Source organism: Brevibacillus sp. NPDC058079 (genome assembly GCF_042885155.1).
Lineage (GTDB): Bacteria > Bacillota > Bacilli > Brevibacillales > Brevibacillaceae > Brevibacillus.
On sequence record NZ_JBHVSO010000007.1, the window covers coordinates 80079 to 94676 of the forward strand.

The 14598-nt window shown below is 36.6% G+C and carries 23 protein-coding genes; 6 read left to right on the top strand and 17 right to left on the bottom strand.

Annotated features, from left to right (window positions below; all coding sequences use genetic code 11):
- Positions 1-24 precede the first annotated feature (24 nt).
- The gene (locus ACFVS2_RS20600) at positions 25-447 is read left to right on the top strand and encodes a helix-turn-helix domain-containing protein (RefSeq protein ID WP_390237106.1); all 423 of its coding nucleotides are present in this window, start codon (positions 25-27) and stop codon (positions 445-447) included.
- 81 nt (positions 448-528) lie between these two features.
- Here the strand turns inward: ACFVS2_RS20600 and ACFVS2_RS20605 are convergent, their stop codons facing one another.
- The 9 genes from ACFVS2_RS20605 to ACFVS2_RS20645 all read right to left on the bottom strand — a co-directional run bounded on the left by ACFVS2_RS20605 (position 529) and on the right by ACFVS2_RS20645 (position 5869).
- The gene (locus ACFVS2_RS20605; protein WP_390237108.1) at positions 529-1017 is read right to left on the bottom strand and encodes a DUF3846 domain-containing protein; all 489 of its coding nucleotides are present in this window, start codon (positions 1015-1017) and stop codon (positions 529-531) included.
- 17 nt (positions 1018-1034) lie between these two features.
- Positions 1035-1217, bottom strand: a complete 183-nt coding sequence (locus ACFVS2_RS20610) for a hypothetical protein (protein WP_390237110.1) — start codon at positions 1215-1217, stop codon at positions 1035-1037.
- A complete protein-coding gene (locus ACFVS2_RS20615; protein ID WP_390237112.1) occupies positions 1214-1555 on the bottom strand; it encodes a hypothetical protein in 342 nt (113 codons plus the stop codon). Before ACFVS2_RS20615 ends, ACFVS2_RS20610 begins: the two co-directional genes overlap by 4 nt.
- A gap of 56 nt (positions 1556-1611) precedes the next feature.
- Positions 1612-1833 (bottom strand): hypothetical protein, encoded by a 222-nt coding sequence (locus ACFVS2_RS20620; protein WP_390237114.1) that lies wholly within the window; start codon positions 1831-1833, stop codon positions 1612-1614.
- 35 nt (positions 1834-1868) lie between these two features.
- Positions 1869-2270, bottom strand: a complete 402-nt coding sequence (locus tag ACFVS2_RS20625; RefSeq protein WP_390237116.1) for a hypothetical protein — start codon at positions 2268-2270, stop codon at positions 1869-1871.
- A gap of 505 nt (positions 2271-2775) precedes the next feature.
- Positions 2776-2988, bottom strand: coding sequence for a hypothetical protein (locus ACFVS2_RS20630; RefSeq protein WP_390237118.1), 213 nt, complete (start codon positions 2986-2988; stop codon positions 2776-2778).
- Between the two features lie 312 nt (positions 2989-3300).
- On the bottom strand, positions 3301-4851 hold the full coding sequence (locus tag ACFVS2_RS20635; protein ID WP_390237120.1) for a hypothetical protein: 1551 nt from the start codon (positions 4849-4851) through the stop codon (positions 3301-3303).
- A gap of 129 nt (positions 4852-4980) precedes the next feature.
- The gene (locus tag ACFVS2_RS20640; RefSeq protein ID WP_390237122.1) at positions 4981-5253 is read right to left on the bottom strand and encodes a hypothetical protein; all 273 of its coding nucleotides are present in this window, start codon (positions 5251-5253) and stop codon (positions 4981-4983) included.
- A gap of 337 nt (positions 5254-5590) precedes the next feature.
- On the bottom strand, positions 5591-5869 hold the full coding sequence (locus tag ACFVS2_RS20645) for a hypothetical protein (protein WP_390237124.1): 279 nt from the start codon (positions 5867-5869) through the stop codon (positions 5591-5593).
- A gap of 295 nt (positions 5870-6164) precedes the next feature.
- On the opposite strand from ACFVS2_RS20645, the gene ACFVS2_RS20650 reads away from it, so the two are divergent.
- Both ACFVS2_RS20650 and ACFVS2_RS20655 read left to right on the top strand, forming a co-directional pair.
- Positions 6165-6827 (top strand): hypothetical protein, encoded by a 663-nt coding sequence (locus tag ACFVS2_RS20650; protein WP_390237126.1) that lies wholly within the window; start codon positions 6165-6167, stop codon positions 6825-6827.
- A 151-nt stretch (positions 6828-6978) separates the two neighbouring features.
- Positions 6979-7263 carry a hypothetical protein gene (locus tag ACFVS2_RS20655; RefSeq protein ID WP_390237128.1) on the top strand — a complete coding sequence of 95 codons (285 nt, stop codon included), beginning with the start codon at positions 6979-6981 and terminating at the stop codon, positions 7261-7263.
- Positions 7264-7578: 315 nt separating this feature from the next.
- Here the strand turns inward: ACFVS2_RS20655 and ACFVS2_RS20660 are convergent, their stop codons facing one another.
- Positions 7579-8220: a hypothetical protein gene (locus ACFVS2_RS20660; RefSeq protein WP_390237130.1), complete on the bottom strand. Its 642-nt coding sequence runs from the start codon at positions 8218-8220 to the stop codon at positions 7579-7581.
- 435 nt (positions 8221-8655) lie between these two features.
- On the opposite strand from ACFVS2_RS20660, the gene ACFVS2_RS20665 reads away from it, so the two are divergent.
- From ACFVS2_RS20665 to ACFVS2_RS20675, 3 genes are all read left to right on the top strand, one after another.
- The gene (locus tag ACFVS2_RS20665) at positions 8656-9027 is read left to right on the top strand and encodes a hypothetical protein (protein ID WP_390237132.1); all 372 of its coding nucleotides are present in this window, start codon (positions 8656-8658) and stop codon (positions 9025-9027) included.
- A 93-nt stretch (positions 9028-9120) separates the two neighbouring features.
- Positions 9121-9522, top strand: coding sequence for a hypothetical protein (locus ACFVS2_RS20670; RefSeq protein ID WP_390237134.1), 402 nt, complete (start codon positions 9121-9123; stop codon positions 9520-9522).
- A gap of 186 nt (positions 9523-9708) precedes the next feature.
- Positions 9709-10257 carry a hypothetical protein gene (locus ACFVS2_RS20675; RefSeq protein ID WP_390237135.1) on the top strand — a complete coding sequence of 183 codons (549 nt, stop codon included), beginning with the start codon at positions 9709-9711 and terminating at the stop codon, positions 10255-10257.
- A 50-nt stretch (positions 10258-10307) separates the two neighbouring features.
- Here the strand turns inward: ACFVS2_RS20675 and ACFVS2_RS20680 are convergent, their stop codons facing one another.
- From ACFVS2_RS20680 to ACFVS2_RS20710, 7 genes are all read right to left on the bottom strand, one after another.
- On the bottom strand, positions 10308-10649 hold the full coding sequence (locus tag ACFVS2_RS20680; RefSeq protein ID WP_390237136.1) for a hypothetical protein: 342 nt from the start codon (positions 10647-10649) through the stop codon (positions 10308-10310).
- Positions 10650-10709: 60 nt separating this feature from the next.
- The gene (locus tag ACFVS2_RS20685; RefSeq protein WP_390237138.1) at positions 10710-10862 is read right to left on the bottom strand and encodes a hypothetical protein; all 153 of its coding nucleotides are present in this window, start codon (positions 10860-10862) and stop codon (positions 10710-10712) included.
- A gap of 71 nt (positions 10863-10933) precedes the next feature.
- Positions 10934-11317 carry a hypothetical protein gene (locus ACFVS2_RS20690; protein ID WP_390237140.1) on the bottom strand — a complete coding sequence of 128 codons (384 nt, stop codon included), beginning with the start codon at positions 11315-11317 and terminating at the stop codon, positions 10934-10936.
- 98 nt (positions 11318-11415) lie between these two features.
- The gene (locus ACFVS2_RS20695; RefSeq protein ID WP_390237141.1) at positions 11416-12159 is read right to left on the bottom strand and encodes a hypothetical protein; all 744 of its coding nucleotides are present in this window, start codon (positions 12157-12159) and stop codon (positions 11416-11418) included.
- 71 nt (positions 12160-12230) lie between these two features.
- Positions 12231-13049, bottom strand: coding sequence for an AIM24 family protein (locus tag ACFVS2_RS20700; protein WP_390237142.1), 819 nt, complete (start codon positions 13047-13049; stop codon positions 12231-12233).
- A gap of 1 nt (position 13050) precedes the next feature.
- Positions 13051-13587, bottom strand: a complete 537-nt coding sequence (locus tag ACFVS2_RS20705) for a DUF6440 family protein (protein ID WP_390237144.1) — start codon at positions 13585-13587, stop codon at positions 13051-13053.
- A gap of 260 nt (positions 13588-13847) precedes the next feature.
- Positions 13848-14585 (bottom strand): TerD family protein, encoded by a 738-nt coding sequence (locus ACFVS2_RS20710; RefSeq protein WP_390237145.1) that lies wholly within the window; start codon positions 14583-14585, stop codon positions 13848-13850.
- Between the last annotated feature and the right edge of the window lie 13 nt (positions 14586-14598).

The window sequence follows — 14598 nt, forward strand, 5'->3', positions numbered from 1 at the left end:
CATTTAGTAAAAAGGAGTGAGTCGATGGTTTCATTCGGAGAGAGACTTGTCGCCCTCAGAAATCATCAGAAGTGGTCACAAGATCTATTGGCTGATAAGTTGGGTATGAATCGAGCAAATATATCAAACTATGAGAGAGGTATTATCACAAACATACCAAGTGACGTTCTATTGAAGCTTTCATCGATTTTTAACGTCTCCATCGATTATTTGCTTGGGATCACAGACGCGAACATGTATAGACAGACACTTTCAATAGATGCAGAAATCAACAATTCAATTAAAAATGAAACTACCGTTTCCTCGTTGGATGAGATAGATTTGTCCGATGGTACAATTCCTACACACTGTAAATTCTCTTTAGATGGTCGAACGATCACGAGTAGGGAATTTAAAAAAATGATAGCATTTGTACGCTGGGACCGAAATTTTGATGAAAAACAATAAGGTTGAATAATGAAAAGCAGACCTCGTGAAAGGTCTGCTTTTTCTGTACTCCTTTTAGTTTACCTCATAAAATGATTGATTTTAGTACATCCGATCCACTTGAACTCTGAAGTGAAGAGCTTCATTCGCTGACTTGATTGATAACTTTTCAAGCTCGGTAATAGCTTGAAAACATTCATGTGGGGCAAGACTTACTTCTTCACCATCGAGAACCTTACTGACGAATACTGTGCCTACCATAATATCAAGAACTTTCCCGTTTTCCTCATATTTCAAATTCGGCATCAACTTCTCCATTTTCCCCGTTGAATGATGATATAAATCTAAGTTCGTTGTTCCAAGTGGGATACAATCGATATCTCCACCAACAATGGCTTGCATAGATTCAAGATCTTTTCCTATTAATTTGATTTCAGCTTGTTGAAGCGGGGCTTTCATCACAACTCGAATCTTATCATCACCTTTGTAACCAAGAACCTCATTATGATTCATCTCTGTATCTCGAAACAACAACCGTTCGAAATCAGATTGAGACATCATTTTACCTCCAACGATTACAAACATTGCCATGCATTATGCCCCCTTCTTCATCCAAAATCGAGGTTAACGACTTCATTATTCAGAATACCCCAGCGCCTTCCAACCTCAAGCTTCTGTGGATAGACTCCAGATTTCTCTTTCAAATACCTTACGACAAAGTATTTCGAAGCGATCATTTGTTCCATTGCTTCTTTGAGAGAAAGCGATCCAAAGCATTCCCCTCCGATCATGATTCCTCCTGCCAACCATGTTCTTTGCCTATTTGCAAAAGACGCTTTATTCTGAAAAAATAACTAAAAGATGGTTGTGAACCTTCAAAATTTGTTTTTGAAACAATCCGATAGACTGCTTTGCAATAATCCTCGTTTTCCTTGATAAATTCAACCGTTAATTCGATGTTTTCCAATATTGTCTCCAATATTAACGGATGGTTCAACTCTTTTTCATGCAATAGTACATAATCATTGAATTTAGATTGTTCTTCCTCTCCAGTACATACATCCATATGAAGCATATTCATTTCCTGGAAACGACTCCAAATTTCATTGGTTGCTTTATAGTGCATCATATGATTCTACACTCCTTGGTTTTTCATATTGAGATGTTTCTCAGATCCATCCACTTTTAACACTCTCTCGTTACATTTCCATGTGGAATATCTTCATTTTTTTCTTCATAGTATACTTTTACCTTTGCGTGCTTTCCAACGACATTTCTCAACAAGCTTTCTGCTTCTTTTTCATTTCTTGCTCCTATTTTGTATCTTCCCAAGACGGTATACCCGCCATGATGAGCTTGACCTCTATGATGAACAATATAGGTTTTACTTTTGGGCTTACTTGCCATGTCCTTTCACTTCCTCTACTCCATTTTCTTTACTATCAAATAAAAGCAACTTGTCCTTTCAAGCGCAAATACGTCCGATATTTAGCCCATTCTATATTTCGAAATCGACGCATAAGTGCATCCAGTTTTTGCACATAGAGATTCTTTTCTTCAAGATTCCTCTCACTATTTAAGAGGTAAGCTATAAAGAGTCCTTGGCATAATACCACATCTGGATTTTCCATGTTATTTCGATAGGCAATATTCCAAATCGTGCATTTCACTAACTTTCTACAACCCGCTCTCTCTGCTTCTTGCTGGTACTTTGTTTGATCAATTTTGGGAATCATACGATGTAATAGCTCCTGCAATTGACGATTGAGCAAAGCAATATCGTTTGCTATCATCATATCCCTTTTTCTCTTTTGATCATTCCGCCACAAATCAAGATGATGCATATACACTCTCCTTTACCAACAAATTATTAAAATCACCTGATATATAAAGCATCCTATACTATAGTCAAACTTTTAGGGTCTTATAGCGCTCTCCCTTACTATGCTACTAATAAATATCCAGAGTAGAGCTTCTGATTCCTTCATAAAAAACTCCCTTGCAAGAGAAATGCAAAGGAGTTTGAACATCATTACAATTCTGTTATATATCGATCCATAAATCTGAATCGTTTTCCCTACCTGTAACAGTAAGGACATCCTTACCATATATTCCATAACCGCCCTGTAGATAAATCCTATCACCACTACCACTTCCAACCAGGTCTTTCACATGATTTCCTTCCTTTTTATACGTTACTTCGTCACCATTGAATAGCATGAGAGTATTACAATTCCTCACTACTCACCACCCCTTTCACCATAATTAAGCCGCAAGTCTTGTTTGAGCCAAAAATCCATTCCTTTTATCCCATTCACAAATATGATCTTCTCACAATCACATGCCATGTTAGTTGCTCATAACCGCATTTGTCACTTCGATTGCGATAAAGGTCAGTTTAATTTCTTTAGCAATATCATGAATACTACTGGTTGTAATCACATGTACTCCCTTTTTATAAATGGTCCATCCAGCGTTCACCCGATAAACGGAAAATCCATTGCCGTAGATCCAATGTTCTCCTACTGAGAGATGTTGTAGTTTCTTTATAATAAACTCCATCCAAACACACCTCGATCATCTTTCATGCACATTATTAGTTGTTTCATCAGACTACCTCTATGATTTTAACAAACATTCCCATTAAGAGAAGAAGAGATTGAATTTTCATTGCTTGGAATTCGCAAGTGAAGAACTGATTAGGCTCTCCACTCGACAAGCTTCTTCAAATGCCCCGACACAACTATTTAAAAAATCAACACTTGCAAAGCACTCGACATTCTCCGTTCCATCTTTATATTTTTACTGCAATTAGTAAGAACTGTTCATCTACAAAGTGCTTACATAAAGCTTGATCGATCTCTTCACGACTTTTCATTTTATCGCTCGCTCCATTTCCCTTAGAGTTAACTCCACATTGCTTTTTCCGCTAAGGTAAACCAATTGAGTGTTGTTATTGCTCATATATTTCATCAGCTTTTTATAAAATTTATGATTGAAGAATGTAGCGTAGACAAAAACCACATCCACATTGTCTATGTAGGACAAATCCCGATTAATCTCCTCTACTTCAGCAAACGAAACCCCTGGTAGAACTTCTTTCATCTTGTGAATCCAATTGGGGTGTCCACCAACAACAGCCACTTTCTTCTGTTGAATCCGATTCACCAATTGTTCAACGGTTAATTCTTGTGTAAGAGAATCCTCCGTGTTTAACGAGTACACATATGCTCTCAAAGCAGCCACTTCTTTGGAATGATCTTCCCGCTTCTCAAGCTCTATCTGTGTTTGTTGTAATGCTTTTTGCGTTTTTCGTAATTCTTCTTCAAGCAGGCTAATACTTTCCACGCGATTTTGTTCAATGGATCGGATTCGCTGCTCTTGCTCAATAAGAATTTCTTCCTTCTCTTTAATACTTTTTTCTATTTCCTTCAGCTCAATATAATGTTGCTCTTGTGAATCATCTAAGTACAGTCTTTTTGTGTCCAAATACACAGATGCCAACGTTTGTATATACAGAATTGCAACTATATATAAATCCCGATCAGCATCTGTTAAACGGTTGGAATTAAATTGCTTTGAGATAATAAAATCAAGAAAAGCAGTCTCTACATCATTTTTCGTTATGATAAGGCTTTCCGTTAAATCCATTTCATTTATCCCGTTATTCTTTACCCAATTGCTAATTGATCCAATATATTTTGAAATACCTTCTTTGAAGACTTCCTGTCTCGCTTTTTCAAGCGAAATAAATGGGTTTTCTTCTCCTTTTTTCATCATCTGCTTTTCGATGAACAATTCAAAAAACTTCCCCATACTCATAGGTTTCATATTTCGAGGAATATCATAATGCTTAAACAACTCGTTAATTCGATCCTTAAATTTCTCTTTATTTTCTTTTGAATAACGAAACTCTTTTGCCACAATTTCAAAGGTAACGTCCCTCATCGCATCAAGAAACATTCTGCCATATCCATTTAATTCATATGGGAGCTGCTCTTTATGACATAAGTATAATGCGACAGAAGCGCCATAAAACAATTGAAGATCTGAAACCTTTTCGACACCACCGTTCCGTTTCAAAAACGCAACTTCGAATTGATCAAAGTTGACTCCACGAACTCGGTTTTGCTGGACAAACTGATAGACAAATTTGTAACCCTTCTTAATTAATCGGTATAGTTTTTCAAAATCGTTGTGTTGATAACACCATTCAGTAATACCAGCAACCTGCTTCATTTTCTCTTCATTCTTTGTTGTATGTCGGGGAATAAGAGCATCTTTATACATATTACTTTTTCTATAACACTCATAATATTCCCATTTTCTTTCTTGATAGATATCCTCAATATATGAATGTAAAAATGAATTTCCACCTAAAGCTATGATTAAAAAGTGCCTCACATTAACACTACTTTCGGACACGAATATCCCCCTCTTACTAATTCCTTATAAGAAGATTGTATCATATGTAAATTATTTTTTACAGCTTTAGTTTTCTGACACATAAAGAAAAAGCCTCATATAGAGGCTTCTGTATGACGTTACCATTTTTCAACTGATCGCAAAAGCAAAACCTTCTCCAAAATCACCGACTTCATAAACGTCGTAAGAAAGAATATTCACATTGTATCGATCATTGAGCTGCGGTACAAAATTACGAATCGGAATATCCTCTTTATACTTGTTTGTCGTTACACTTACGATGTCTGTATCTAATTCCTCAGAGTACCCAATTTCACAGGAAAGCTGAGTTTGGTCTGGTTGTTTTATAATTTCCTTCAATGCTTGAGTTAATTCAGATGGGGTCAAAAATAGTAGTTTCATTATCTTGTCACCTACATTTCAATGATTTTTCTCTCATGTGTCACAAGTATTAAACAGGAACATCTGTTCCCTTTGTAGGCGAATAAAAATTCCGCTCATCCAAAATTATATCGAGAGGGTGAGATGGGCGGAATGTGGATCATTCTACCTATGAAGAGGGGAATATATGTTCGCACGTTTGTGATAGGTCTATTATACCAATCGACGAAATTCTTGTAAATATCTCCAAAGACGAATAACAAAAAACCCTGGATATCAGGGCTTATTGTACAATTGTATGAATTTTAAAACTAAATACTTTTAATAGTTTGAATTCAAGATGTTAGCTACAAAAGGATTACTTATAAAAAAACGCAAACCCATCACCGATATCCCCAACTTCAATAACATCATACGATTTGATATGAATCTGATAATACTCATTTAATTGAGATATGAAATTTGTGAGTGGTACATCATCTGTTTCACCATCACCTGTGATATGTAAGACATCTGTTCTAAGGTTTTCTGAGAAACCTACACGATATTCTTTTGTTTGTTGCTGTTCATTGTTACTTGTGGCAATACTCGTTAAAACATCTGTCAATTCAGCGGAAGTAAGAAACAACGTTTTCATATTGAGATACCATCCTTTTTAATTTTATTCATTATTGTTGATTCCACTTCAATGCATCTACGAGTGTTCGCCAATGTAGTGTATTACAATTAAATTAAGACTTCATTAGAACACTATAGTCAACGTTTTTATTTTATTATTTTATCATCGACATAATTGTTTGTAAACAGATAAATGGAAAATTTTAACGAAAAAATATCTCGTTTAATAGAACCTGGTTCGACCTGAAAACAATAGCCCATTATTTACTATTTGGTAGGATAGAATTGTCATAATCAATATAGGAGGTAATAAAATGGGTATACTTGCACAATCTGAAATGAAAGTCGCTTTTGAAATGCGATTAAATGATATGGATCCAATGAAACATGTGAAACTTTCTTATGATATGGTTCCGAACACCGCTTTTAACGTTGATGTCATTGTAAAATGGAGACGAATCATCAAAGAATTAGTTCAAAAGGAAAAAAATTATATTGAAAATGAATCCATTCCGTATGGGCTATACCCTATGATCGCTGGCTTTCCAACGGGGTACTTCACCTATCTCTTTGATCCATCGAAATATCAGCATTTTATTGATGAGAACAATATTCAGACCATCAAAATTCCAACTCTCCAGCTCATCAAATATGTTGATCAGCAACAACTTGACCCTATCCATCGTTTTGAAGACAACGACAAAGATGCTCCTATTATCATTCTTGAATCACCTTTATTCAATCAACCGTTTTGTATTAGTGGTAATCTTAAAATCACTGATGCTTACAAAGGTGTTAAAAGGAATTTGAGCGTCTACTATCTACTAACTGATGAATACTTACACTTGATGCATGATGACTTGAGCAAGGCAATGCACATGTTCCACAGTGATCTCCAGGTACTTTCTCAATCTGGATTACCACCAAAATTCGAAGAACTTTACATCTCAAAAACAATAAACTATCTTTTCAAGTGAATGTAAATCAAAGAGCAATATTTGTATTAGTCTTTGTTCTTATCTACACCTAATAAATACGATTCTATTAAAACGGATCAAGCCTAATAAAATAGAGAAATCAAAGTAACAGGTGAATACGCATTCTATTTCAAAGAAGGAGACATAGTTGATGAAAACAGTTCAAATTCGTGATGAAAACGACGTTATTGCAACCCTAAAAAGTCCTGCTGTACTCTATGACAAAACGACATGCGTTTGGCATAAATGGGGCGATGTCTCATTTATTAACGAATGCTACAACGTCATGAAATCTGCATACGAAAAGCATGGATTCGATGCGCTTGCAAATGATCTCGCGATACTCGAACTTCCAACTGACCAAAAATTGATTGATGATTTGTTTCAATCATCAGGACGCTTTGAACAGTTTATTAAGGATTTCGTAAAACAGTAACTCATTTACCCCTGAAAAAAGAACGCGCAAGAAAACTTGGCGTTCTTTTTTCACTATCAGCTATTGGATCTTACAAATATCTCACTCGCCCACTCCGAAAATGTCTTTATTTCGCAACGATATGGCTTTCCAAGTACGTTTCCATCTGGATCCACACGTACATACTCAAGCGTTGCATTTTCCCTGTTAGTTACTTTAATATCCTTCTTCCCCATACGAACTCTGTAGAAACCCGTGATCTTTCGCAATGGATAAGTTTTCCCACTGTATATTCTACCAACCTCTAAATTCTCAACAGGTATCATCTCTTTCACCTCACTTTGTTTCTGAAAGCCATCTCGCAGATTCTTCAATAAGAAATGATGTGTGTTGCTTATTCTTTTCGAACAAAACCATATTCAAATCAGTATTCATCATAAACATTGCTTTACTCAATTTCGTGTTGATCATTGGAAGACACTCTGCTTCTTCCAGGCAGTATAGCGAAATCGTTCTTTGCCCCTTTTTATAGGCATCCAAAATACGATGATTCCCGTTTATGCATTGTGGTCGATCAAATATCTTGCTTTTGATTAGAATAATGGGGTTTCGATGATTGTCAACCTTTGTGAATGAGTTTTCATGTAAGTTATCGAGGTCGACATACTGTTTCGCTTCTCGAATCGACATTTCTACAGGCTGTTTTTTCGATGAAAAAATAATTTCGTTTGCGATATCAATATTAAAAACATATTCAAAGAATCCCGTTGTGTATTTTACAATGAAAGAATACGTCTCGTGATGATAGTCAATTGGAGCAGGATATCCTTCTTCTTTATAAATTGAAAGGATAATTTTGCTCCAACGTATGATGAGATTTTTAGCAAGCGGTTTGTTTTGTAAAACATTCAGCAACAAATCCATGTGCTTGTTCACATCAAATTCTCTCGATTTTTCCTCGTAAAAGGTATGCTTCATATGGTAAGTTCCTCCCCTTTATCCATGTCTAATGATCATCTCTTCTTTGTGTTGCATAAGAAACTTTATAACGCTTTGACCAACACATAGAAACAACATATAGGCGATCTTTAATATGTTGGGCATTTTGCGTGATTTTTAGTTAGATGAGTAGTAAAATTGATTTCTTTTCTATAAAATACAGCATCAATCATGAAAAAAAGACAAGATTTTTTCTTCAATACGTTTTTCTTTTGTGAAAGCCAATTTGCACATCTCCTGAGAAACAAGGTATGCCCATGCCTTGTTTTTTCATTTACAAGGGCTTGGTTCTCTTTCACATTCGGATAGATGAATCCATCTACATCAGGATTCATCAAGAGAATCTGAGTTTTCGTCTCTTTTCTTTTTATCAAACGGCATTCGACACGTAAAGTATAGAAGAGTTCTTACCTAATGATTATCGTAAGAATATACATTTTAAAAGAGAGGATGACGGCAATGAACTTATTCCCAGATATCAACGAACTCATTCATACAGAAAACCTGCTCTCTTCCACAACTTATCCCTATCAAAGTAAAACCTATTGTGCTTATTGTGGTACACAAGTAATTGACGAAATCTCCTATTACAAAAAGGATTCTGTCCATGTACGACGTTGTGTATGTGATGACGCAATGGAAGAGATCATCATTAAATCAAAAGTGATGGAAACACTTGAAACGTTAGATGCCATGAAATACAAAATGGACTTAGATCGGATTGGAAATGCACTTTTTGAAGATGGGGTAGAGAAACTGCGCAAAAGATACAGACCAACTAAATGAAGTATTTTATCAAGGTTCCTCCTATTGCATAGAATAGGAGGAATTTTATATACAAGGGAAATTGAATTTACTTATTGAAAGGATGACGTTTATATGAAAAACAATTTTTTCGAAGAACGACAAGCGCAAGTGGCAAATGATGAACAAAAAACGTATCATATCCCAGTTACTTGGGAGATGAGAGGTGTCATCTCGGTTAATGCCTTTTCTTTTGATGAGGCTGTCAAGCTTGTTAGAGATGCTAATCTGCCGACAGATTGGGAGTATGTTGATGGAAGTAAGGAAGTTAATGAGGAATTGTTTCTTTCCTACAACAAGCCATATCAAGTAGCTGTGAAATCCTTTTCCTCCAACCGTGATTGGTATTCTCTTCTCATAGGTAGAATATTTACAGTTATAGACTTATCGAAAGACAAAACGAATTTTATTGTCGAACACGATGGAGAACGGAAAGAACTACGTATGAAGGATGCTTTGATTCTGAATGTTGCTTAAACAAGAAGAGAATCTATGGGTTAAAATACTATGGTAGATCTACATTTGACACATTCATGATAGTGTATCGGAATCTTTTAGTAAAGACTATTCCATTGTTCAACGAAAAGCCTGGATTGAAACTCCAAAAGAAAGGTCTATTTTTAAAATTTGGGATGGTAAATAGCTAATTATTGGAGGGGTAAGATGTCGATCATTAGAAAAATGGTGAATCAATTAAGTGATACTGAGCTTCTTAAAGGATTTGATGAAATCAAAGAGTCAAGGAAAGGTGGGACTTTTTCTGAAACAGGTACAGTTCTATCAATTCACGAAAAATTTGAAGCAGCTATGAATGAGGAACTCTCTGTGAGGACGACGGAAGATGCTTTTCTCTTTGAAATGGCCAGTCGTTACGCAAAGTACATTAATGACACTGAGAGAAAAGCATTATCCAGCTTTCCTCAATTGCAAACACCGTTTCAACAGCTCCAACAAAAATACCTATCCATTCGTGAAGACCACGTACACGGTGATACCATATTCTTTCATAACGGCAAACTAACTGAACACAATTGTTTCAATTTGCGGAGTGAATTGTTACAACTGTTTATTTCAGGTAGCTATGCTACAAGCGACGATATTATCTTAAAAAAAGTGCTTAAATTCTTGGATAAGGAAAATGTACCTTATACATTGAAAGATGGATCAACTTGTTTCAAACATATTATAAACATTAAACATCTCGAAAAATAGCAAGAATCAAAAAAGGAAGCCCAAATATATGGTAGCTTCCTTTTTATTGTTTAAAATTCAATTTGATGCTCAAGCATTACACCTCTTGCTGCTTTTTCCAACTCCCATAATTTACTACGGTTATCGATGTTCCTCCTCGTGTTACCAGGTGCGTAGTCAAATTGATATGTGATAGATAGTTGATAGATGGCACGGATCGCTTCATAAGTCTCTGTTTGCATATCGGATTCTTCCATTTGGATACTTCGATATTTGTTTAAAAGCGGAGAAACAGTAGCTTGATAATCTTGCTGAAAACCATCATGAACAATATCGCAAGCAATTCTTCGAAGCTTATTTAGTAACATTAAATTAGGATGTAATTGAATTACAGAAACAAAAGCAGGAATCAATTATTCCTCGCCTCTTTCTATTTTGAACTTACTCTACATTTTGCATCTAATTTATAGGGATTACAAGTTCCGCTTGTTTGTTTTCACGATAGTTTGAGCCAGTACATCTTGAAATGACAATTGACTATTAGCTACCTCTTTCTTTTGGTTCATGATAGGTCTATTTTTCGGCAGTTGTGCGACCATAGGATGAACCCCATTTACTTTAAGCACCTCACTCACTCCTTCAATATGTAAAAAGAGAGGGTTCCCCCTCCCACTCTCTAATTCGGAATCGGAATCGATTACTGAGCCAGAGGAACTACATTATTGTTCAACTCTGGAATGTAACGAAGGTACGTAAGGAAAACAGCGGAAGTCTCCATTCTTCCTTCTGGAACACTAAGAATGATTGGTTGAGTCTGATCAAATCCTTCTATTTGATAAAGTTCGATAGGAGCAGCCATACCTACTACTCGCCCTTCATTCATCAATTCTGAAATAGATAAAACCACGACCTCGGACAAACCACCCCACAGAGCGACATTCTTTTCTTTCATTTCCAAATTGTAAGTCCCGTGAACTTTTACCCCCTCTGCTTCCAATACCCTGAGTAATTGTGGATAGGTAAACCAGCTTGCTTTCTTTATATGATTCACAATAATTTGTTTGACTTTGTTTTTATTCAACGTAAATCCTCCTCTGAGTTAGTAGCAACATCCCTATAAACAATAGTAACCTTTTTATTGTCTATAGTCAATGTATATAATGTCTAATCAATGTTTGTCTATTTATTCGGTGTTTTAACATCTTCAATCACGCATCTTTTCATCCAACAAGCAATTGTCCATAGAATGAGGGCTGAAATAACAGTGAATATATATAGATCATTGTTATAGAACCCATTTAACAAAATAACAATGAGATGATAAACGTAAGCCAAGACTAATCCTCGATAAGCTTTTATTGTCTCTCTTTTCGCAAAGCACAACAAAATTCCCGTCCACATTCCATAAAAACCGATGGTATAGATCAAGCTTGAAACTGGAGCAAACAAAAACCATCTCAATAGAAAATGCTCAACCATCATCATACTTACACTTACATTCAAAATCTTGTCGGAGTATGGTAATAGCTTTGTCGTCAATGAAAAATATCGAAACAGCGCTTTTAATGTTAATGTTGCATTTGCCAAATAAAAATTCGTAGTAACATCATACGAAAATGTCACTTTTCTAATTACAAGGATCGTTAGCCCAATCAATATCAGACAACTCACGGTTCCTACAACATTCACATTAATAATGAATGGAATCAGCAACACACTTAATATTCCAAGCATTATCCAGTATCCAGACTTCTCTAACTTTGTAGCATTTAATGCTTGTATAACCGTCTCCGAAATTTCTTGAGCAACGTTCGCTTGGGACGCTTGTTCATGTAAAGGATCCTTAGCGAAATATTGATACATCGGCTGATCATCTTCTTTTCTTGTATCTTGTGATAGATGGTCACGAAAATCCTTTCTCATTTATTCACCACCATTCGAATTATAATTAAGTTGAAAAAAGAAGGGGTAATGACCCCCTCCTCCTTTCGTAATTACTTGTTTCCAAGAATGGAACCAAGGATTCCACTAAGTCCACCTTGCTGATTCGCTTGACCACTCTGCCCCATACCACCTGGCAATCCACCTTGCCCACCAAATGTGTTTCCAAACGAACTGGATTGCATTTCTGGTTGGTAACGCCTATCATCGATTCCAAGCTTCACGCCACTTTCACGCTCATATGGTTGTACGATAACGACCTGACCAGGTTCGTTAAATTCATAGATATAAGATTCACCAGAAGTTTGACCAATTAAAGTCTTCCAGCTCACATCAAGCTTCACAGTTGGATTTTTACCTGTCCAAGCAACTACTGCATCAGGGTCAACACGACATGGAGCTTCAAGGACAATTGCATTCCCTTCTGTTTTGACGCATACCTGTGCATTATGACCGTTATAAGTCAATTTCGATGTAAACAAGCCACGTTGAGAGAGAACTCCTGTCCCCACAACAGATACACCGTAATGACAAGTATCTGTAAATGCCAACAGATTCTCACTTTCAACGGATACACTTTGCCAAGGACCATTTGGTTCAAGAGTAATGACATTCGCATGCGCCCCCTGATCTGCCATATATGCCGTTCCTTGTCCCGAAACCTCCATGATCTCAAGATTTTCTCCCGTTATTTTTCGCGCCAAATGATTAATGACTTGTCCAGCAATGTTTCCTTGATTCGTACCGAGCAATCGTTTGGAATACTTGAATCTCCCTTGATCTGCAATCATAGATCCCTTTTTTGCAAAGAAAATACCATTTCCTTCTGCTTTTAGTGTAAGCTCATTGTGCTGTTGAAAAACAAACCCCATTTTATTTATTACCTCCTTTACTTTCACTCACTGTGCATTCACAGCTTTTTTCAAGAATTGGTTTTTTGTTCTGATCGAGAATAGGGGTGATACTAATGCCAGAGTCACTGTAAACTCCCACTGTAATCACCATGTATTGAACTCCGGTATATCTGTCTGTAAGAATATAGTGAGTTTTGTAGTAATCCTGCATTGTCTGATGCGTGTTTATATAATTGGAAACAAATCGATCTCCTTCTATTTCATTAAGAACTTCTTTTCGTATAAGGGGATTACCATCTGTATCCAAAAGTTGAGTCGTTCCGACACTTGCACTGGAGAATTTAATGTCAGGTGTTATGACAAGGAATTCTACTCCACTTTGCCTATCGCGAAGAGCGTAATGATATTGGGATTTCTGTTGCCCCATGTCATGCTTTCCAAAATAACTTGACTCAAATCGACTTGGCTTACTTTCTTCTGGAACATTCATTAACGAGCATGCAGATAGTGTCATAAGAGCAAGTATCAAAAGACTAAACCGGAAGAATCTATGCATTCAATCTCGCACCCTTTTCTGAAAGAACTCTATATCATATACGGGTTGATCCGTATCAATAATGGTCAGCAAATCATTATCTATGTGATGGGTTTTTCAACCTCTTTTGCAGATGGGAATATCTCGCCAAACAACACCAATTGCAATGGGAAGAGCATGGTTCTCGTTGCCACGCTCTTTTTCAATCCCGAATCTTCTGGCTTTAATATCAATCAGCTTACATTCTTCTGAAATACATACCAACACAGTAGCTGACTCTATTAAATAGGCAATCGATATCTGCGGAAAATTTCATCGTACTCCTCGTCGAGTCCACGACCTACCGCTTTGAAATCCCAATGCTGACCATTTCGAACCAACTCCGCTACTTCAATCGAAATGTTTTGTCCGTAGTTAGCGGTTAAATTGTAATTAATCAATTCGCGACGATTTGCCACATCTTCAATCGTAATACTTGCATTTGATACTTGCGAAAACGTTTGTCTATTGCGACGCGCATCAAAAATGTGTGTTACAATCAAAATCCGAACCGCTCTCGGATCGACTTTCGAGAGTTTAATTGTCGATTGTTCCGAGTATTTTTGTCCTCCCGTTCCGCCAACCAGATTATCTGCACCTTGATTAACGGAGCCATCAGCTGTACGTTTGAAACGATTATCGAAGCAAGTGAAGAAACCCATTCCCGAGTTATCATATTGATCCAGAAGCAAAATAGCATGGTCAATATCAAAATTCACACCTGGCATAGCGCTGATATCCCACTTTAGACCAATTAAGATTTCATCCAAATTCGGATTATCTTTTGTTAATGTCAAGACTTCCCCTGTCGTTGCTTGTTTCACCAAGTTAAGTCCACCTGCTTGCCCCAAACCATTTTGTGGACTCCCAAAACCCCCGCTCTGAGCAGCTCCCAAGCCGCCTCCGAATCCACTATTTTGCGAACCGCCAAATCCTCCACCAAAATTGCCATTGTTTGATTGATTGCGATTTCCGAACATTTAAATTCCTCCT